This is a genomic window from Sphingomonas sp. QA11 (assembly GCF_028473665.1).
Classification (GTDB): Bacteria; Pseudomonadota; Alphaproteobacteria; order Sphingomonadales; family Sphingomonadaceae; genus Sphingomonas; species Sphingomonas phytovorans.
In genome coordinates this window covers 4105167-4124667 of sequence record NZ_CP098774.1, presented here as the reverse complement: position 1 = coordinate 4124667, position 19501 = coordinate 4105167, and the positions used below count along the sequence as shown (strand labels likewise).

At 65.7% G+C, this 19501-nt stretch carries 22 protein-coding genes; 13 read left to right on the top strand and 9 right to left on the bottom strand.

Annotation, left to right across the window (positions count from 1 at the left end; translation table 11 throughout):
- Positions 1 to 107 precede the first annotated feature (107 nt).
- The 4 genes from pal to NDN01_RS18935 all read left to right on the top strand — a co-directional run bounded on the left by pal (position 108) and on the right by NDN01_RS18935 (position 2238).
- Entirely contained in the window at positions 108 to 611 is a 504-nt protein-coding gene (gene pal / locus NDN01_RS18950; RefSeq protein ID WP_272623282.1) for a peptidoglycan-associated lipoprotein Pal, read from the top strand.
- A 122-nt stretch (positions 612 to 733) separates the two neighbouring features.
- Positions 734 to 1636, top strand: coding sequence for an SPFH domain-containing protein (locus NDN01_RS18945; RefSeq protein ID WP_272623281.1), 903 nt, complete (start codon positions 734 to 736; stop codon positions 1634 to 1636).
- 10 nt (positions 1637 to 1646) lie between these two features.
- Positions 1647 to 1865: a toxin-antitoxin system HicB family antitoxin gene (locus NDN01_RS18940; RefSeq protein WP_272623280.1), complete on the top strand. Its 219-nt coding sequence runs from the start codon at positions 1647 to 1649 to the stop codon at positions 1863 to 1865.
- Positions 1849 to 2238, top strand: coding sequence for a hypothetical protein (locus NDN01_RS18935; RefSeq protein ID WP_272623279.1), 390 nt, complete (start codon positions 1849 to 1851; stop codon positions 2236 to 2238). Before NDN01_RS18940 ends, NDN01_RS18935 begins: the two co-directional genes overlap by 17 nt.
- Before the next feature lie 57 nt (positions 2239 to 2295).
- Here the strand turns inward: NDN01_RS18935 and NDN01_RS18930 are convergent, their stop codons facing one another.
- The 4 genes from NDN01_RS18930 to NDN01_RS18915 form a co-directional block, all read right to left on the bottom strand.
- On the bottom strand, positions 2296 to 3156 hold the full coding sequence (locus tag NDN01_RS18930; protein WP_272623278.1) for a S1/P1 nuclease: 861 nt from the start codon (positions 3154 to 3156) through the stop codon (positions 2296 to 2298).
- A 43-nt stretch (positions 3157 to 3199) separates the two neighbouring features.
- Positions 3200 to 4126 (bottom strand): isoaspartyl peptidase/L-asparaginase family protein, encoded by a 927-nt coding sequence (locus NDN01_RS18925; protein WP_272623277.1) that lies wholly within the window; start codon positions 4124 to 4126, stop codon positions 3200 to 3202.
- Positions 4123 to 5298 (bottom strand): acyltransferase family protein, encoded by a 1176-nt coding sequence (locus NDN01_RS18920; protein ID WP_272623276.1) that lies wholly within the window; start codon positions 5296 to 5298, stop codon positions 4123 to 4125. The genes NDN01_RS18925 and NDN01_RS18920 overlap by 4 nt, the downstream gene beginning before the upstream one ends.
- A gap of 104 nt (positions 5299 to 5402) precedes the next feature.
- Positions 5403 to 6566 carry an acyltransferase family protein gene (locus NDN01_RS18915; protein ID WP_272623275.1) on the bottom strand — a complete coding sequence of 388 codons (1164 nt, stop codon included), beginning with the start codon at positions 6564 to 6566 and terminating at the stop codon, positions 5403 to 5405.
- A gap of 128 nt (positions 6567 to 6694) precedes the next feature.
- Here NDN01_RS18915 and NDN01_RS18910 point away from each other — a divergent pair, with 128 nt between their 5' ends.
- From NDN01_RS18910 to NDN01_RS18880, 7 genes are all read left to right on the top strand, one after another.
- On the top strand, positions 6695 to 7495 hold the full coding sequence (locus tag NDN01_RS18910) for a LytTR family DNA-binding domain-containing protein (RefSeq protein WP_272623274.1): 801 nt from the start codon (positions 6695 to 6697) through the stop codon (positions 7493 to 7495).
- 60 nt (positions 7496 to 7555) lie between these two features.
- Entirely contained in the window at positions 7556 to 8674 is a 1119-nt protein-coding gene (gene ispG, locus NDN01_RS18905; RefSeq protein WP_272623273.1) for a flavodoxin-dependent (E)-4-hydroxy-3-methylbut-2-enyl-diphosphate synthase, read from the top strand.
- A 75-nt stretch (positions 8675 to 8749) separates the two neighbouring features.
- On the top strand, positions 8750 to 8992 hold the full coding sequence (locus tag NDN01_RS18900) for an AbrB/MazE/SpoVT family DNA-binding domain-containing protein (protein WP_272623272.1): 243 nt from the start codon (positions 8750 to 8752) through the stop codon (positions 8990 to 8992).
- Positions 8989 to 9369 carry a type II toxin-antitoxin system VapC family toxin gene (locus NDN01_RS18895; RefSeq protein WP_272623271.1) on the top strand — a complete coding sequence of 127 codons (381 nt, stop codon included), beginning with the start codon at positions 8989 to 8991 and terminating at the stop codon, positions 9367 to 9369. The genes NDN01_RS18900 and NDN01_RS18895 overlap by 4 nt, the downstream gene beginning before the upstream one ends.
- 2 nt (positions 9370 to 9371) lie before the next feature.
- Entirely contained in the window at positions 9372 to 10280 is a 909-nt protein-coding gene (locus tag NDN01_RS18890) for a DMT family transporter (protein ID WP_272623270.1), read from the top strand.
- The gene (locus tag NDN01_RS18885) at positions 10277 to 10792 is read left to right on the top strand and encodes a GNAT family N-acetyltransferase (RefSeq protein ID WP_272623269.1); all 516 of its coding nucleotides are present in this window, start codon (positions 10277 to 10279) and stop codon (positions 10790 to 10792) included. Before NDN01_RS18890 ends, NDN01_RS18885 begins: the two co-directional genes overlap by 4 nt.
- Positions 10767 to 11147 (top strand): TfoX/Sxy family protein, encoded by a 381-nt coding sequence (locus tag NDN01_RS18880; RefSeq protein ID WP_272623268.1) that lies wholly within the window; start codon positions 10767 to 10769, stop codon positions 11145 to 11147. Before NDN01_RS18885 ends, NDN01_RS18880 begins: the two co-directional genes overlap by 26 nt.
- Here NDN01_RS18880 and NDN01_RS18875 read toward each other — a convergent pair.
- The 3 genes from NDN01_RS18875 to NDN01_RS18865 form a co-directional block, all read right to left on the bottom strand.
- Entirely contained in the window at positions 11050 to 11769 is a 720-nt protein-coding gene (locus NDN01_RS18875; RefSeq protein WP_272623267.1) for a hypothetical protein, read from the bottom strand. The genes NDN01_RS18880 and NDN01_RS18875 overlap by 98 nt on opposite strands.
- Positions 11770 to 11779: 10 nt before the next feature.
- The gene (ppa, locus tag NDN01_RS18870; protein ID WP_272623266.1) at positions 11780 to 12328 is read right to left on the bottom strand and encodes an inorganic diphosphatase; all 549 of its coding nucleotides are present in this window, start codon (positions 12326 to 12328) and stop codon (positions 11780 to 11782) included.
- Between the two features lie 99 nt (positions 12329 to 12427).
- Complete coding sequence (locus NDN01_RS18865; RefSeq protein ID WP_272623265.1) at positions 12428 to 14335, bottom strand: M61 family metallopeptidase; 1908 nt, start codon at positions 14333 to 14335, stop codon at positions 12428 to 12430.
- Between the two features lie 287 nt (positions 14336 to 14622).
- On the opposite strand from NDN01_RS18865, the gene NDN01_RS18860 reads away from it, so the two are divergent.
- On the top strand, positions 14623 to 15264 hold the full coding sequence (locus tag NDN01_RS18860; protein ID WP_272623264.1) for a DUF5681 domain-containing protein: 642 nt from the start codon (positions 14623 to 14625) through the stop codon (positions 15262 to 15264).
- A 156-nt stretch (positions 15265 to 15420) separates the two neighbouring features.
- On the opposite strand, the gene NDN01_RS18855 is transcribed toward NDN01_RS18860, so the two are convergent.
- Both NDN01_RS18855 and NDN01_RS18850 read right to left on the bottom strand, forming a co-directional pair.
- Complete coding sequence (locus tag NDN01_RS18855) at positions 15421 to 16437, bottom strand: dipeptide epimerase (protein ID WP_272623263.1); 1017 nt, start codon at positions 16435 to 16437, stop codon at positions 15421 to 15423.
- 70 nt (positions 16438 to 16507) lie between these two features.
- Positions 16508 to 17152, bottom strand: coding sequence for a helix-turn-helix domain-containing protein (locus NDN01_RS18850; RefSeq protein WP_272623262.1), 645 nt, complete (start codon positions 17150 to 17152; stop codon positions 16508 to 16510).
- A 127-nt stretch (positions 17153 to 17279) separates the two neighbouring features.
- On the opposite strand from NDN01_RS18850, the gene NDN01_RS18845 reads away from it, so the two are divergent.
- Positions 17280 to 19499 carry a TonB-dependent receptor gene (locus tag NDN01_RS18845; protein WP_272623261.1) on the top strand — a complete coding sequence of 740 codons (2220 nt, stop codon included), beginning with the start codon at positions 17280 to 17282 and terminating at the stop codon, positions 19497 to 19499.
- Positions 19500 to 19501 lie beyond the last annotated feature (2 nt).

Below are 19501 nucleotides of genomic sequence, written 5' to 3'. Positions count from 1 at the left end.
TCGCGCCCATATCACCGTTCAGCCTGACGTTGACTCCGGTTAACCTTAAAGCGATGCCGGTGGGGCGAGACGCAATCGAAACGACTCTTGATCGAAGGAGAAGCCTGATGGCCAGACTGACGACCACGCTCATCGTTGCCGCCGCGCTCGTCGCGACTGCCGCATGCAGCCCGAAACCGAAGCAGATTCCGCCCGCACCCGGTCCGGACACGAGCCCCAGCGGCCCGGTGACCCGCGACGATGTCGTTCCCGGCTCGCGCGCCGACTTCGAGCGCTCGGTGACGAGCAACACGGTCAACTTCGCGCTCGACCGTTACGATATCGACGCGCATGCCCGTGAAATCCTGGACAGCCAGGCTGCGTGGCTCGCCAAATGGCCCAACGTGCCCGTCAGCCTCGAAGGCCATTGCGACGAGCGCGGCACCCGCGAATACAACCTCGCACTCGGCGATCGCCGCGCCAACGCCGCGAAGAATTATCTTGCGGCGCGCGGCATCAACCCGGCGCGCATCTCGACGATCAGCTACGGCAAGGAACGCCCGATCGCGCTCGGCTCGGACGAGGCGAGCTGGGCTCAGAACCGCCGCGCGGTGACGATCGTCCTGAACTGATCTCTCTCACCTCGCGTATCGACAGCGCCGCCGGATCGCCCGATCCGGCGGCGTTTTTCGTTTGCGCTTGCCGAGGGCTAAATCTCGATGTAAATATGATATCATATTAACGGGAGGCTCCCATGTCGGATTCGGTCGTCAGAAATACCGCGCTCACACTGTCGAAAGAGCGGACGGCGTCCACGTCCAGCGGCTATGTCATGTTGCTCGTCATCCTGATCGCCAACGCCGCGGCGGGTTTCGGGACGACGCTCGTCAGGGACGTGCCGGGGCTTCCCGGCGTTCTGATAACCGGCGGCATCGTCGTTTCCGTGTTCCTGCTGGCGGGGTTCTACATGCTCCAGCCCAACCAGGCGGCGGCCATTACCCTGTTCGGATCCTACATGGGCACTGATCGCACCACCGGCCTGCGCTGGGTGCTGCCCTGGCTGGTCCGCAAGAAAGTGTCGCTCCGCGCGAACAACATGATCTCGGAACGGCTGAAGGTGAACGACCTGCGCGGCAACCCGATCGAGATCGCGGCGCAGGTAGTGTGGCGCGTGACCGACACCGCCCAGGCGCTGTTCGACATCGACGACTACAAGGCTTTCGTGATCGTCCAGATCGAGGCCGCCGTGCGTACCATCGGCGCACGCTATCCCTATGACGATTTCGAACATCAGGAAGTTACGTTGCGCGGCAATCACGATCAGGTGAGCGCTGAGTTGCGCGAGGAATTGATCGCCCGGCTCGCGGTGGCGGGCATCACCGTCGACGAATGCGGCTTCACTCATCTCGCCTATGCGCAGGAGATTGCTGGGGCGATGCTGCGGCGACAACAGGCGCAGGCAGTGGTCGCCGCGCGCAAGACGCTGGTCGAGGGCGCGGTGGGCATGGTCGAGATGGCGCTTGAGATGCTGTCGGAAAAGAATGTCGTCGAACTGGACGACGAGCGTCGCGCGGCGATGGTGTCGAACCTGATGGTCGTGCTGTGCGGCGAACGCGATACCCAGCCGGTCGTCAACACCGGCACGCTCTACCAATAAGCCGGTTTCGTTGAGCGCTCCCCCCAAAAAGGCGTTTCCGCTGCGCCTCGACCCAGCGCTCTACGCGGCGGTCGAGCGCGCGGCGGCGGCCGACCTCCGGAGCGTCAACGCCCAGCTCGAATGCCTAGTTCGCGAGGCGCTGTCGAAGCGCGGCGTGAAGCTCGAAGCGCCGGTCCGCGCGAAGCGCGGGCGGCCGGCGAAGACCACGGACGATGGAGGCATTGAATGATCGGTATCTTTACGACGCGCTCTCGGTTTCCCTGGCTGGCCGCGATTTCGTTCGCCCTGCCTGGTTGCGGGCTGCCGGTTCGGTTCGGCTGATGGAGGTGATGATGGCATTGGACCATATCAGGCGCTGGTACCATGTGCGCGAAGGCTATTGGTTCGCGCCCAAGCTGTTCGGTTTCGGCGCTACACCGGTGACATGGCAGGGATGGGCCCTGACGCTGGGGTTCTGCGCGGCGCTGCTGCTTGACATCCGTTTCCTGCCCGGTGACCTGTTCAAGGTCATCGTCGGCGTGACGCTGATGGCGGTTTTCGTGACGATCAGCTGGCGCAAGACCGATGGCGGCTGGCGCTGGCGCTGGGGATCGCGCGGTTAAGATAGAATGCATTTTATCCGGCAGCAGCGAGCTTGATGTAGGGCCGCATGCCCCGGATCAGGAAAACGCCTTGTCGAGCAGCTTCGCCAGCCGAAGCCCGCCACGTTGTACCTCAAGCCGCTCGACGGGAACGAGCGACGCGATCGTCGCATCGTCCAGCGTCATGTGCTCCGGCGTCGGCGCGCAGGGATCGCCCTTCATTGCGCTGGCATAAGCTGAATCGCGCGCGATCTGCCAGCTCTCGCGACTCCAGTCGGTCACGTCGCCCGCTGCCATCGTCGCCCGCTCGGTCGCGGAATAGTGCCGCACTACGGATGGCGGGGTCGAGATCGCGCGCTCGGCGAGATAGCCGTCCCACACGGTATGCAGGTTGAGCCGCGGCGTCGCCAACAGGCCATAACTTGTCTTGGCATCGTTGCCGCCTTTGTCCGCCTTGTCGCCGGCATGCAGCGGCTGGTGCAGATCCCCGACGAAATGAATCAGGAAGGCGAGCGCCTGGACGCGATCCTTCACGGGGGTCGTCTTGTCGCGCAGCAGCTTCACATCGCGCTCGATCTGCGCCGATACGCAATTGCCGTCCTTGCACGGCACGACGAGATCGAACGGCTTGCAGATGTTCACGTTCTGATAGTGCCAGCTATAGGCGAAATCGAACGGGCGCTTGCCGTCCGGGCTCTTGATCGTCTTGACGCAGTCGGCCCAGACGCTGGCATCTTCGATCGACCGCGCCGGACAGGTCGGCGTGCCGAGCAGCGCCGACCGGCGCAGCAGCCGGTCGATCGCGACTCGCGTCTTCGGCTTCACGTTCGCCTGCGCGATCCGGGCGATGGTCTGGTGGCCATATTCCCAATAGGCGGCGGCGGGGGAAGCAGTCGCGGCGAGGGCGACGGCGGCGAGAGCGGGGAGGAGGCGACTCATGGCTGTCGCTCTACCCGTTCGGGCCTGACCGTGAAAGCACGGGCTATTCGTCGCCGTAGATCGCGATCGTCCGCTCGCCGTCCGATCCAGCACGGCCCCGGTACATGCCGGCGGTGGTGAAGCTCCAGACCGGCTCGCCTTCCGGCCCGGTCACGATCACGCCGCCCTTGCCGCCCAGCGCCAGCACGTCGGCCATCACCGCATCGGCCGCGACCCGGAGCGGCACGCCAGCCAGACGCACCCGGGCGCAGATTTCGTGCGCGACGCCGGCACGGATGAAATATTCGCCTGAGCCGGTGGCCGAGACGGCACCGGCCCGGTCGTCGGCATAGGTGCCGGCGCCGATCAGCGGCGAATCGCCGATCCGGCCCCAGCGCTTGCCGGTAACGCCGCCGGTGGAGGTGGCCGCGGCGACATGGCCGGCGCTATCGCGGGCCACCGCGCCGACCGTGCCGTATTTCATGTCGACGTCGAACGCACCGGCGCCGCGCGCTTGCAACTCCTCCAGTTGCCGGCGGCGCTCGGGAAGGACGAGCCAGTCCTGGCCGGCCTGTTCGAGTCCATGCTCGCGCGAGAACAGGTCGGCGCCTTCGCCGCCGAGGAGCACGTGCCGGCTCTGCTCCATCACCGCGCGGGCCAGACTCACCGGATGGCGGGTGCCGGTCACCCCGGCGACCGCGCCGGCATCCCGGCCGGTTCCTTCCATGATCGCCGCGTCGAGCTCGGCGACTCCCTCATGAGTCAAGGCGGCGCCGCGCCCGGCATTGAAATGCGGATCGTCCTCAAGCACGCGCACCGCCGCCTCGACGGCATCGAGCGCGCTGCCGCCGGCCGCCAGCACGGCCGATCCTGCGTCGAGCGCCAGCCCCAGCGCGGATCGCGCGCCCGCATCCTGTTCGGGGGTGATGCGATCGCGGGTCATCATGCCTGCGCCGCCATGGATGACGAGCGTCCAGCCGGATTGGGTCATGACAGGGTCTCCGCGGTTGCCAGTTTGGGGGAAGGGCGCGCATGCCGTGGCGCGATGAAGCCGCGCAGCCCGATCAGCGGCCGCAACCACCCGATCTCGCGCCCGACAAGATAGAAGGCCCAGCATCCGGCGATCGTCGCCAAGACCAGGATCGCGAACTCGGCCAGCGGGGGCAGGCCATAGGGCAGCAGCACCCATTCGACCGCGACGATCACCGTCTGGTGGATGATGTAGAAGGGAAACACCGCTTCGGTGAGCATCCGGCGCCAGGCATGGTCGTGGTTCCAGTAGCGTTCGGCGATTCCGATGAGCGCGATGATCGCGCACCAGCCCTGGATCGCCCGCGCCGAGGCGAAGAGATAGCCATATGGATAAGGCATGGCGCTGCCCGGCCAGCGCAGCTCGATCGCCGCGACCGCTGCGTAGCTCAGCACCGCGACGATCCCCGCTGTTTTCCACCAGCGTCCTATCGCTGCCATCGCCGGTTCCGACCGTGCCAGCGCGAAGCCGAACAGGAAGCCGGGCAGGTAATGGGCATGCGCGATCGAATCGCTGAACAGGTCGTGAGTCTCGCGCGCGCCGGGCAGAAGATACAGGTCGACGCCCAGCAGCCAGGCGACGGGCAACAGCAGGATCGCGACGGTGCCGAAAATCCGGTCGAAGATCCCCTGCAGGCTGCGCCCGCGCATCAGCCACACGCCGCCGGCCAGCGCCACCGTATAGACCCAGAGATACAGCACGAACCACAGATGCTGCCAGGTTGGCAGGAGGAGGGTGTGGAAGGTACCGAAACGGAAATAGTCGTGCAGCCAGAACCAGCCGAAGCCGCCGTCATAGCCGTGCTTGGTGGTCAGCTCGACCCAGGGCTGGATCGGGACGATGATCGCCATGCCGAACAACAGTGGGATCAGCAGCCTTTTGTTGCGCGATCCGACAAAGGAGCCGGGCCCCGCGCTCTTGGCGAGCAGGGCCCGGCTGGCATAGCCCGATACGACGAACAGCAGCATCAGCCGCCAGCTGTTGGTCGTGTGCATCGGGATCGCTACCCAGTCGATCGGGTGGGCCGTCTTCACATGGAAGTCCCACGGCACGAAGACCATGCCGACATGGTAGAAGATGAGTAGGCCGAAGGCGCCGATGCGGAGCCAGTCCAGGCCGTAGTGCCGTTCCATGAGCGCGCCTTTAGCGTTTCCTGACGCCATGGCTAGTCAAGGGGTTACGCCGCACGGCGGGCGGTGGCCAAGACGAGGCGGTCGCCTCGTCCTGGCCGGGCAGGTCAGGCTGCCTGGGGGGCCGCGGCGACCGCCTCCCGTTTCGCGGCGGCCTTCCGCCGCAGGCCGATCAGCGGCCGAAGCCAGCCGATCCTGCGGCCGATCAGGTAGAAGGCCCAGCATCCTGCCACCGTCGCCGGGACGAGGATCGCGAACTCGGCGACCGGGCCGATGTCGAGTGGCTTCAGCCAATATTCCACCACCACGATCACCGTCTGGTGGATGATGTAGAAGGGGAAGACAGCTTCGGTCAGCATCGGCCGCCACGCATGGTCCCGGTTCCAGAAGCGCTCGGCAATGCCGATCAGCGCGGCGATGCTCGCCCAGCATTGCACCTCGCGGGCGACATGGAAGGTTCGCGCGATCGCCCGGGTAGGGATCGCGAAGCCGGGATAGGCGATCGCGACCGAGGCGACGATCGCATAGCTCGCCACCGCAAGCACTGCCGCAGGCACCCAGAATCGCGCGAGCGCCGCCCGCGCCGGCCGTGAACCGGCCAGGCCGAAGCCGAACAGGAGGGCGAGGAAATATTGCAGATGCGCGACCCCGTCGGTGACTAGGTCGTGTGTTTCATCCACATTGGGGAACAGGGCCATCCGGATCAGGAGCAGCCAGGCGAGCGGGATCCAGAGCACGCCAGGTCCGCCGAACAGCCGGTCGAACATTGCCTGCACGCCGGGCAGGCGCGGTGCCAGCAACGGCGCAAGGGCGAGGGTGTAGACCCAGAGATAGGCGACGAACCACAGATGGTTCCAGGTTGGCAGGATGACCCCGTCCAGCGTGCCGAAACGGAAATAGTCATGCGCGAGAAACCAGGGGAAACTGTGCGCATAGCCATGTTGGGTTACAAGCTCGACCCAGCTTTGCGGCGGCACGATCGCGACGACGCCGAAGGCGAGGGGCAGGAGCAGGCGCGCATTGCGGTTGCCGAGGAAGCCGCGAATGCCGGTCGATTTGGCGAACAGCGCGCGACTGGCGAAGCCCGAGACGACGAAGAGCAGGGTCAGCCGCCAGGCATTGGTCAGCAGCATCGGCACCGCCACCCACTCGGCCGGGTCAGCGGTCTTCACATGAAAGCCCCAGGTCACGAAGACCATGCCGACATGATAGAAGATCAGCAGGCCGAACGCCCCGATCCTCAGCCAGTCCATTCCGTAATGTCGTTCCATCGCGCCTCTCCATGATCGATCGGCAACGGCTAGCGAGGGCCCGCCTGGCCCGGTATCGGGGAGGGGCGGAACGCGGCATCACAGGGACGATGGCCAGAACGATGGGGACGAATGGCGGCGGAGGCGGGATGAACGGTGCGCAGCGCCGGCTCGCCCTCATTCTCGGCGGCGGCTTCCTCGTGATCCTCGTCGCCGTGATGATCGCCAACGCCGAATCGACGATGAGTGATCTTGCCCTTGCGGGCACGCACGAGACCAAGGCGCATGTCTGGGTCTGGGAAGTCACCAGCATCGTCGCGTGGCTGACGGTGGCGCCCGCGATCTGGTGGCTGATCGGGCATTTGCGGCCGCCGCGCTTTTCCTGGGCCGTCGTGCTGTTGCTGATCGTACTCGCCAGCGTGCCGTTGTCGCTGGCCCACATGGCGCTGATGACGGTCCTGCGAAAGCTCTACTACGCAGCGGAGGGCGGGCAGTATCTGTTCTTGAACCGGCTCTCCAACCCGATCCTCTACGAATTTCGCAAGGACTTCGCCTCCTATCTCCAGTTTGCCGGCCTTATCGCGATCGCCCAGTGGCTGTTCGCGCGCGTCGGGGAGACGAGGCATATCCCGGCGTCGCCGCGCATCCTGAAGATAGTGGACGGGGCGGTGTCGCATCAGATTCCGGTCGAGGAGATCGATCACGTCAATGCCGCCGGCAACTATGTCGAACTGGCCTGGCATGGGCGGACCCTGCTCCACCGCGCAACCCTGGTCGCGGTCGCGGCGGAGCTTGGATCCGGCTTCGTCCAGATCCATCGCAGTCGCCTGGTCCGCCGGGCCGCGGTGAGACGGGTCGAGACCGATCGGAGCGGCGATTTCACCGTCACCCTCGCTGACGGGACGAGCCTGCGCGGCAGCCGTCGCTATCGGGATTCGATGCAGGGCTGAGGCTCGTGCTTTCTTGCGCGCTTGTCCGGCGCTATAGGGGCCGCGAAGCGAGGAAATTCCATGTCCATTCGTCCCTGGCGCGACATCACGCGCCGTCAGAGCCGCCAGATCATGGTCGGCAACGTTCCTGTCGGCGGCGACGCGCCCGTCACCGTCCAGACCATGACCAACACGCCGACCTCCGATGCGAAGGCGACGATCGACCAGATCCGCCGCTGCGAGGACGCCGGGGTCGACATCATCCGCGTCTCCTGCCCCGATGTTGAGAGCACGGCGGCGCTGAAGCAGATCGTCCGCGCCAGTCGCGTGCCGATCGTCGCCGACATCCATTTCCATTACAAGCGCGCGCTCGAAGCGGCCGATGCCGGTGCTGCCTGTCTGCGAATCAACCCGGGCAATATCGGCTCGTCGGATCGTGTGCGGGAGGTCGTCAACGCGGCCAAGGCCAATGGCTGCGCGATCCGTATCGGGGTGAATGCAGGCAGCCTGGAGAAGGACCTGCTCGAAAAATATGGCGAGCCGTGCCCCGAAGCGCTCGTCGAGAGCGCGCTGGATCACATCAAGATCCTGCAGGATCACGACTTCCACGAATATAAGGTCGCGGTGAAGGCGTCGGACCTGTTTCTTGCGGTCGCCGCCTATCAGCAACTGGCCGAGGTCGTCGATTGCCCGCTCCATCTCGGCATTACGGAGGCGGGCGGCTTCGTCGGCGGGACGGTCAAGTCGGCGATCGGGATCGGCTCGCTGCTCTGGTACGGTATCGGCGACACGATCCGCGTCTCGCTCTCCGCCGAGCCCGAGGAGGAGGTCCGCGTCGGCTTCGAGATCCTCAAGGCGCTCGGCATCCGCAACCGCGGCGTCCGGGTGGTTTCCTGCCCGAGCTGCGCGCGCCAGGGCTTCGACGTGATCCGCACTGTGCAGGCGCTCGAGGAACGGCTCCAGCATATCCGCACGCCGATGTCGCTGTCGGTGCTCGGCTGCGTCGTCAACGGTCCCGGCGAGGCGCGCGAGACCGATATCGGGCTGACCGGCGGCGGCAACGGCAAGCACATGGTCTATCTGTCGGGCGTCACCGATCACACCGTCCAGAGCGAGGACATGATCGAGCATATCGTCAAGCTGGTCGAGGCGAAGGCAGCCGAGATTGAGGCGGCGGACGAGGCACGCGCCGCCGCCTGACGGAGAGGTGCACCGGGAAGGGTGGTAGTCGCATGATGGGTCTGATATCCTCAGGTAGGGCCTGGAGCGCGCATCATGACCTATCAAGCCAAGCTGATTGCCGGCGGCAAGATCGTCATCCCCGCTGAACTGCGTAAGGCGTTGGGCTTTCAGACCGGCGACTCGCTCGTGCTGGAGCGGGAAGGCGATTCGATCGTCATCAAGACCTACGCCCAGGTCGTGCGCGAGGTGCAGAAAGAGTTCCGGACCATGGTCGGCGAAGGATACAGCGTCGATCAGTTCCTTGCCGAGCGCAGGGCTGACTGGGGTGAGGAGTGAGGCAGGTCCTCGACGCTTCAGCGCTGCTTGCCGTGCTGCTCGACGAACCCGGCGGTGATCGGGTCCTTCCGGCTCTGCAGGAGGCAGTGATGTCCGCCGTCAATCTGTCGGAATCGGTTTCCCGCGCGATCGACCGTGGCTTTGCTGCTCTCGACGCGCTCGCGCTGGTCGACAGGTTCAGATTGACGGTGTCGGCATTTGACCGGCGACAGGCCGAATTGGCGGCAGGATTGCGGCTCGCGACACGACCAAGGGGCCTGTCGCTGGGCGATCGCGCCTGCCTCGCGCTGGCGCTCGATCTCGACTGCCCGGTGCTGACAGCAGATCGTGCATGGGCCGAACTGGACCTGGGCGTCGATATCCGCTTGATCCGCTGACCATGACCATGCCTACCCCTCGCAGCGTCGGCCCGGCGCTGGCTTTTTCCGTCGCTGCGGCCGGCATCGCGACCTATTCGGCGATGGATGCGGTGATGAAGGGGCTGAGCATCGCCAGCGGCGCTTATAGCGCCGTGCTGTGGCGGTCGGTCGCCGGTGCCGTGCTGACCGGCACGATCTTCATTATTCGTGGTAATAAATGGCCGGCGCGCCTGGCGCTCAACCTGCATATCGGGCGCGGCTTTGCCGCCGGGATGTCGGTGCTGCTGTTCTTCTGGGGTCTGGTCCGCGTGCCGATGGCGCAGGGCGTGGCGCTGACCTTCCTCGCGCCGCTGGTCGCGCTGTACCTGGCGGCGGCGATGCTCGGCGAGCAGATCCGGCGCGCGGCGATCCTTGGATCGGTGATTGCGAGCGTTGGCGTGGTGGTGATCGCCTGGGGGCAGGCGAAGACTGGCGCGTCGAGCGAGACTCTGCTCGGGTCGGGCGCGATCATCCTGGCGTCCTTCCTGTATGGTTTCAGCCTGGTCCTGCTGCGCAAGCAGGCGCAGCTTGCCGATCCGATCGAGGTGACGCTGTTCACCGGCGGGGTGATCGGCGTGCTGCTCCTGATCGGCGCGCCCTGGTTCGCGGTGATGCCCTCCGTGGGGCAGTTGCCCGCGATCGGCCTGGCGACATTGCTCGGCACCTTCTCGGCGGCGGCGCTCGCCTGGGCTTATGGCCGGGCCGAGGCGCAGATCCTTGCGCCGGTCGAATACACCGCCTTTATCTGGGCGGCGATGCTTGGCTGGATCGTCTTTGGCGAGCATGTCTCGCTCTACACCGTGGCGGGAGCCGGCCTGATCATCGCCGGTTGCCTCGCCGCCATTCGCGGCACCGCCGCGCCCGCCCCGCAGACAGAGGCCGCAGCATGACCCAACTCCGTTTCGCCACTCCCGACGACGTCGCCACCATCATGCGCTTCGTGCGCGAGCTTGCCGAGTTCGAGCGCGAGGCCGACAAGGTCGTGGCGACCGAGGCGTTGCTGTACGAGGCGATGTTTGGCGACCACCCGGCCGTCGAGGCGGTGATCGCCGAGCAGGACGGGACGCCGCTTGGCATGGCGCTGTTCTTCCACAATTTCTCGACCTGGACCGGCTGGCGCGGCCTGTATCTGGAGGATCTGTACGTGACGCCGGAGGCGCGTGGACAGGGAGTCGGCGCGGCCTTGCTGCGGCATCTCGCGGGGATCGCGGTCGACCGGGGCTGCACCCGTTTCGAATGGGCGGTGCTCGACTGGAACGAGAAGGCGATCGAGTTCTACAAGGCGATGGGCGCGGTGCCGATGGACGACTGGACCGTCAATCGCGTGTCCGGCCCGGCGCTGACCAACCTTGCGGGGCGCGGCCGAGGAGGGACCGATGGCGTTCGACCAGGGGCTGGTTGACTGGATCGCCGAGGCGATGGAGCCGGTCGGCACCGTCACCATGCGCAAGATGATGGGCGGCGCGACTTTATATTGCGACGGTACCATCTTCGCGATCGTGTCCGATGAGGGGGCATGGTTCAAATCCGATTCGGTCAGCGATGCTGAATGGGATGCCGCTGGCTGTTCGCGCTTCTCTTATGAGATGAGCGAGGGCCGGGTTGAATCGATGAACTATCGCCGCGCGCCCGACGAAGTCTATGACGACGCCGATGAGCTCAGGCGCTGGGCGTCGCTTGGTCTGGCGGCGGGGCAGCGCGCGCCGCGAAAGGGGAAGTCGACAGGCAAGCGAGGAGTGCGCCAACCAGAAGAGTAGTCCAGCCGTAAAGAAAGCCGATCACCATGGCTCCGCCGGAAGCCGGTGAGACGCCATAGCAAGAAACACATCCGGCGATGGCGACGATAGTACCAAACACGCGAGCAAGCTTGCGTCCCGTCCCGAACAGCAAGGCGCCTATGGTAATCATGCCAAGCGCGAGCAGCGTGAACTTCACATGGACCGCCCACCACAGGGGACCAAGCAGCGCGGATGTGCCCGGCAGGTCACGCAGGATCGCGTAGAGCAGCCCGTTCTCGATCTGGTCGCTCACGGCGGCGATGATGAAGGTCGCTATCACCGCCATCCTGACCCGCGGGGTGCGCGTGCCCGTGGCGATCGCGGCGAGAATGAGGAACGCGGTATAGCTCGGGATGAAGCCGAGCGTGTCGAGCAGCAGGCCGGTCTTCTGCGCGGCGACCAGGGTCGCGGTGCAGGGCTCGCTCCCGAACAGGGCCGCCACCGCGGCCGGGGTGCGGGTGAATTCGAAGGCGACGATCGGGTCGAGGCCGCCTGTCGGCCCGCACGCGACCATGCCCGGGATGAGCCCGAACGACGCGGAGCAGATGAAGGCGACGATTCCCGCCGCCGCGCATCCTCTCCAGGCCGTCCGGGGCGTCATCCGCGGATCATTACGCTGTGGCCGCCTGCTTCGCGGCCTTGGCTGTGGCGATCGCCTCGATCACGATCCGCTTGGCTTCCTCGGCATCGCCCCATTGGCCGATACGCACCCACTTCTCGGACTCCAGATCCTTGTAATGCTTGAAGAAATGCTCGATCTGCGCAAGCACGATCGAGGGCAGGTCGCCACGCTCGCCCACGTCCGAATAATAAGGGAAGGTGGTGTCGACCGGCACGCAGACCAGTTTCTCGTCGCCGCCGGCCTCGTCCTCGAGCTTCAGCACCGCGATCGGGCGCGCACGCACGACGCAGCCCGGCACGAAGGGCGAGCGCGCGATGACGAGCGCGTCGAGCGGATCGCCGTCGGGCGACAGGGTGTGCGGAATGAAGCCGTAATTGGCCGGATAGCGCATCGGCGTGTGGAGGATTCGATCCACGAACAGCGCGCCGGATTTCTTGTCGAATTCATATTTCACCGGCTCGCCGCCGACCGGCACTTCGATGATGACGTTGAGGCTGTTGGGGGGATCGTCGCCGATCGAGATCAAATCGATGTTCATGTCTGTCCTGGGCTCTCATGGTCGTTCATCCGGACCGGCCGGAGGCGCGAAAGCCCCGGCAAGCCCGGATCGAGCGGTGTGGGGGGGTGCCCCTCTCCTTTATCTGGCCGTCAGCAGCTTATCGAGGCCACCCTCGCCGTTGCCGATCTTTTCGAGGCGCGGATAGCGCAGGCCGCCATGATAGTCGATGCTCGCCGACGTGATGCGGTCGCTTGACTTCACCAGCAGCACGATCGGCTCCTTGGCCGCCTTCGCCGCCGTTACCGAGTCCTTGATCGCCTGGGCCGACCAGGTGGCGCCGTTGATCGCGACGACCGTGTCGCCGACCGTCAGCCCCGCCTTGAACGCGGGGCTGTCCCAGATCACGGCGGTGATCGCGCCTTCGTTGTTGAGCGCGAGGCCGAGCGAATAGCTGAGATCGACTCGCTTGGCGGTCATCTCCGCATGCTTGAACGACGGCGTCGGCTCGTCGGTGTAGATCAGCTTGTAGCCATTGTTGACGAAACCCTGGAGCGGGGCGGGCTCGCCCGTCTCGGTCGTACGCCGCTTGAGGAAGCCGACCCAGTCATAGGGCTGGATGCCGTTCAGCGTCGCCGCGACATCGTCGAACGTGTAGGTGACCTGGCCATAGTCGCCGTCCTTGCCGCGGAAGAAGGTGCCGGCGAAATCGTCGATCGACTTCGTCCCGCCGGACAGCTTGCGCAGGATCGAATCGACCTCCATCCAGACGAGCAGGCCCTCGTTGTAATAATCCTCGGAACGCTGGTTGCTCAGCCAGCCCTTGGGCCGGCGCTGCGACATGACCGGATCGTTGGTGGTGTCGACCAGGTTGCGCCATTCGCGCGCCGGACGGTTGTCGAGGCTCGCCATGATCGAGGCATATTGATCGAGCGTATCCTGCTTCGACACCAGCCCCGACCGCGCCTGAAGCACATAGCCCCAGAATTGAGTCTGGCCTTCATAGACCCACAGCAGCGAGCCGCGCATCGGCGTGCGGTAGTCGGGCGTCCACAGGTCGGCGCCGCGACGGTACTTGCCGTCCCAGCTATGAGTATATTCGTGCGGCAGCAGGTTGCGCGAGCCGGGGCCCTCCTTCCATTTCAGGAAATAGCCGAGCTTTACCCCGTCCTCGGAGCTGCGGTGATGCTCGAGCCCGATGCCGCCCATCTGGTCCGACAGCGACAGCAGGAACTCGTACTTGTCGTAATGCTGGGTGCCGAACAGCTTCACCGCCTGCTCGACCAGGCGCTTGTGCGCATCGATCTGCTCCGGCGTCGCGGCGAGCTCCGCCGCGTTGTCGGCATAGACGTTGAGGTTCACGCGCGGGCTGAGCGCCCAGCCTTTGTAAAAACGGCCGGCAAGCACCGGCGAATCGACCAGCACCTCGTAATTGGTCGGTTCATAGCTGTAGGTCGATCCGACCGCCTTTGATGGCAGGCCCGACGAGGCGTGCCAGCCATCGGGATATTTCACGGTGGCCTTTACGGGGATCTGGCGGGTGAAATAGCCTGCCGGGTAGAGGCTCATCGAGTTGAACTGCAGGCGCAGCATCTCGGGCGAGACGACGATCGAGCCCTGGTCGCTCGCGGTGGCGGAGGCGAATTGCAGGTCGACGGTGAGCGTCTTCGCGCCCGACGGCACGTCGATATGATAGGCGAAGACGTCGACCGGATCGCGCGTCCAGTGAAGCTCCTTGCCGTTCGCATGGATATGCAGGCCGACGACCTTGTCCAGTTCGCCGCGCGGCGAGTGCGCGCCGGGCAGCCATTTCGGGAAGAGCAGCACCATCGGCCCGGTTTTGGCGACCGGAATGGTCTCCTTCGTCGTGAAAATGCCGCGCCTTGTATCGGTCGCTTCGATCTCGAGCGTGATCGTGCCCGGATAGGGAATGTCGCGCGCCTCGGGGATGGTATTTACGAAAGGCACAGGCTGCGGCTTCGAATTCTCCGCAAGGGCAGGCATTGCGACGGAGGCGAGCAGTGAAACGAAAAGGACGCGACGGATCATCAAGGAGGGCCTTTCGGCAAAAAGAGAAGATGGGGTGGCTTAATGGGGTAAGGCGCGCCGAGTCCAGCGTCGGGAAACCGCACCCGGAGGAGAAGTGCGTGGCACTCGCGGCATTGACCGGACCTACCGCGATCCGCACCATCCCCGGCGGTGGTCCGCCTGTTCCCGCCTGATCCGGCGCATTCGTTTTTTCGCACCTGTTATGTTGGATCGTACCGACGGATTCATTGCGCTGGATCAACGGTATGGGCCCTGGGTGCCTGTTGTCCGGCTACAGGTGGGAACAGGTGCAAGAGCAGGCAGTGAATCCACCCGAACAGGCTGAACAGGCGCCGGTCGATTCAACCTTCCGGCTGAAGCTGCTTTTTGTGGGGAAGGACCAGCCATGCAGGGACGATGACATGACCGAACGAAGGATAGAATCGGAGGATGCGGTGGTGCAGGTGCCCGCCCGTGCCGCGAGTGGCCGCTTCGCCAAGGGCGTTTCCGGCAACCCCAAGGGACGGCCGGCTTGGCGCGGTGGGACGGGTGCGCAGGGCGATCGCCTGCTGGGATCGGACCAGCCGACCCGCACGATGATCCTGGAAGAGGCGTACCGCGCGATCATTGTGAAAGACGGGGAGGCGGAAATCGAGCTTTCGGCGCATCGCGCTGTGTTCCGGGCGCTGATGCAACGGGCGCTGAAGGGCAATCGCGTCGCGCTGCGCCGCTGGATCGAGATGGTGCAGGAAGCCAAGGCGGAGCAGAAGCGTGACCAGATCGCGCTGTACAATGTGATGGAACGCGACCTGCGCAAGGTCAAGGAACGGCCCGGCTGGGGGCCAGTGCTCGACACGCGCTGGTCGGACGAGATCTTCATCGATCCGAAATCCGGGCGGGTGGTCGTGCGCCACACGCTCGACGAGACGCCGAACGAGGACACGTCGTGAGGGAGCCGCAATCCCCAATGCGTCGCGCGCTTCCTGTGTGCGAAGCCCAGAGCCTGAACCCGATCCCGAGGTGATCGGCCACCTCGCCCGGCTGGTGCGCGAGATCAAGGCAAGACAGCGCCAGCGGATTCATCAGGCGGCGGCGCGCTTTCCGCCTCAGCCGGCGCCCCAAAGGCGGGCGGGAACCATGACCTCGCCGTCCTTGTAGAGGCTCGCGGCGAGCGGATCGTCGGCGAGGAACCAGGGGCCGTCGAGATCGACCACGTCGCAAAGCTGGGCGAGGACGAAGGCGGGCGCGGCCGCGAGCGTCGTGCCGGCCATGTTGCCGACCATCACCTTCAGGCCGAGACGGCGGGCATGATCGGCCATCAGCAGCGCCTCGGTCAGGCCGCCGCATTTGTCGAGCTTGATGTTGATCACCTGGAAGCGGGCGCGCTGGGCGTCGATCTCTGCGAGATCCTGGACGCTTTCGTCGGCGGCGAGCGGGATCGGCGAGCGCCAGCCGTCGAGCAGTGCCTCGGCGCCGCGCCTGACCGGCTGTTCGAGCAGCGCTACATTCTGGTCGACCAGCATTGCGACGAGCCCGTCGAGATCATCGCCGCCATAGCCCTGGTTTGCGTCCACCCCCATCCAGACGTGAGGCCGCGCGGCGCGCACCAGGCGAACCCGCTCGGTATCGGCGGCGAGATCGCCCGCCAGCTTGAGCTTGATCGCCAGCGCGGTCGGCAGGCTCGCCAGCCGCTGCTGGACCACGGCGGGGTCGTCGGCGGGCAGGGTGAAAGTGGTGAGGCGCGGCCGGGGCGGGCCGACCCCGGCGAGTCTCCACACCGGCTCGCCGCTGCTCAGCGATTCAAGTTCCCACAACGCGCAGTCGAGCGCGTTGCGGGCGCCGCCGGCGGGAAGCAGGTCGCGGAGGCGCTGCCGGTCGATCCCCGCCTCGATCGCCTCGCGGCACCGCTCGATCTCGCTTTCCATATGGGCTGGATCGTCGTCCAGATAATAAACGCCGGCCGCCTCGCCTCGGCCTGAATGCTCGCCATCCGAGAGAGTCGCGGTCACCGCGGGCATCGCTTCGAACAGATAGCCGGAGATGCGGAATGGCTCCCGCATCAGCATCGCATCGCGGCGATGGGTGAGCGAGAGCGGGCGGGCGGGCGTGATCGGGGCTTTCATGCCGCGCTCCATCACATGGATGCGCTTATGTTTCAATATTGGAAACATGATTCCCGAGCGGCGAACCTGCTTAGTCGGAAGAGACCAGATCCCAGCTTTTTCCGGCTGATTGTGCCATGCGTTGCATGCCCGGGCCAGCGCAGATCGAGAGTACCCGGCACGGTTCCTCGCCGACCCACACATAGGCGTGCGCCATGCCGCTGTCGAAATAGACCGAATCGCCCCGGGCAAGCGGCAGGGGCGCGTAGAGATCGGAGTGAAGCTCCATCCCGCCCGACAGAATGTAGAGATATTCCTCACCGGAATGGCGGACCAGCCCGCCCAGCTCGTCGACGCTGCGCGCTTTCACCTCGATGATGATCGGTACCATCATCTTCCCAAGCAGGTCGGCGGCCGGATAATGATGGGTGTGGCGTTCCGAGCTGGCGCCGGGCCATCTCCCGGCGCGCTGCACGCTGCGCCGGCCTACCGCCGCGGGTGGTTGCGCGGCCGGCGCGGCGGCCGCGACGAGGCTGCCGATGTCGACGCCCAGGCCCTGCGCCAGCCGCACGAGCTTGTCATAGGTCATCGCCATCTTGCCGTTCTCCAGCTTCGACAGCGTGGAGAAGGGCATGTCGATCCGGGCGGACAATGCCCTGAGCGTCAGCCCCTGTTCGATGCGCGCGGCCCGCAATGCGAGGCCCGGATGCTGACTCTTGGTACTTGCCTTGGCCATATTCCCTCTCCCGACATTGCTAGCGCAAAGCGGACAGGCAGGGAATGGTGTTCGCCTGATGAGAAAATGGTTGCCATAAGTGAAACATGCGTCATGATGCCATTGCGTTTTCGGAGGGAAAAGGGCGATGGCGTTTCGATCGAGGGCGTTGTGGCTGGCAGCCACCGTGATGGCGACATTGGCGCCCGTCGCGCAGGCCGAGGAGCCAGCGCGGGGGGCTCCGGCTGCGGCGAGCGACGACCAGCGCGCGGGCGGCGAAGACATTGTCGTGACGGCACGAAAGCGCGAGGAACGGCTGATCGATATCCCGCAATCGGTGTCGGTCATCTCTGCCGATGCACTGGCCCGGGTCCATGCCGAACGTTTCGCCGATTATTTCACCCGGGTGCCGAGCGCGAGCATCGTCGAAAGCCAGGCCGGCCAGACCCGGCTGGTGCTGCGCGGGATCAGCACCAACGGGGTGGGCGCGACGGTCGCGACCTATGTCGACGAAACGCCTTACGGCTCGGCGACCTCACTTGCCAACGGAGCGATCCTGACCCCCGATATCGACCCGTTCGACCTTGAAAGGGTGGAGATACTGCGCGGGCCACAGGGCACGCTGTACGGCGCCAACTCGCTGGGCGGCCTCGTCAAATATGTGACGGTCGCGCCGCAGACCGATGCCGTCCACGCCGCGGCGCAGGGCGGCTTCGAAAGCGTCGGGAAGGGCGAGACCGGATGGTCCGGCCGCGCGGCGGTCAACGTGCCGCTCGGCGACAGGGTCGCGGTGCGGGGCAGCGGCTTCTACCGCACCGATCCCGGCTATATCGACGATCCGGTGCGTGGGCCGGACGTGAACGGCGGCAGGACCTATGGCGGACGCGGATCGGTCCTTGTCCGGCCGTTCGACAGCTTATCCCTGCGCGGCACGGCGTTCGTCCAGAATCTGGAGAGCAACGGATCGAACACGATCGATGCCGATCCGGTGACGCTGCGCCCGACGCTTGGCGACCTGAAGCAGAGCCGGCTGGTCGCCGAGCCGAACCATGTGAAATACCGCATCTACAATGTCACCGCCGACTATGATTTCGGCCCGGTGAGCCTGCTGTCCTCGACCAGCTGGGGGGCGCTCGACCAAAGGCAGATCCAGGATATCAGCGGGCTATACGGACCGCTGCTCTCCGACCCGAGCGTGTTCGGCATATCATTGGGCGCGATCATCAACCAGAATGTGACCCAGCGCCGCTTCACCCAGGAAGTGCGGCTGGCATCGTCGGGTGCGAGCGCCTTCGACTGGACCCTGGGCGGCTTCTACACGCGGGAACGCAATATGATCGACCAGTCGATCGACGCGATCGCCGATCCGACGGGCGCCCATGTGCCGGGCCTGGATGGGCTGGCCTTTGCAACGGTGACATCGGCCTATCGCGAGATCGCGGGGTTCGCGAGCGGGACTTATCATTTCTCGCCCAAATTCGATCTGAGCGTCGGCGGGCGGTACAGCCACAACACGCAGCGGGCGACCCAGACCAGTTCGGGGCCGCTGGCGGGTGGGGATTTTTCGTTCGGCGGCAGTTCGTCCGATAATGTCTTCACCTATTCGGTCGCGCCGGCCTTCAAGCCGAACGACCATCTCACTCTCTATGCACGCGTCGCGCGCGGCTATCGCCCGGGTGGCCCGAACGTGCTGCCGCCGGCCGCGCCTAGCGAGGTGCCGCGCGAATTCGCGCCCGACACGACGACCGACTATGAAATCGGCATCAAGACCGAACTGCTCGACCGCCGGCTGTCGTTCGAACTGACCGGATTCTATACCGACTGGAACAACATCCAACTCATCGCGAGCATCGGCGGGTTCGGCGTCAACACCAATGGCGGCAAGGCAAGCAGCAAGGGCGTCGAACTGTCCGCGACCGCGAAGCCGGTGCCCGGCCTGACTCTGGCGGCGAGCGGCGCCTATTTCGACGCGGTGCTGAACGACGATGCGCCCGCCGTGGTGGGTGGCCATGACGGCGACCGGCTGCCCTATGCGCCGCGCTTCGCCTCGACGCTCAGCGCCGACTACGAACGCGCGCTGGGCGACCGGGTGACCGGCACCATCGGCGCGAGCTGGCGCTATACCGGGGACAGGCGCTCGGCCTTCACCGCAGGGGCGGCGCAGCACAGGCTCGATGCCTATGGGCAGGTCGATGCGCATGTCGGGGTGAGCTTCGACCGGTTCCGCCTCGACGCGTTCGTGCGGAACCTGACCGATAGCCGCGGCATCCAGGATGTCGGTGCGGCGGGATCGGCGCGGAACGGGGCGATCGCGGTCGCGGTCTCGCGCCCGCGATCGTTCGGCGCGACGCTGGGCGTTCGATACTAATC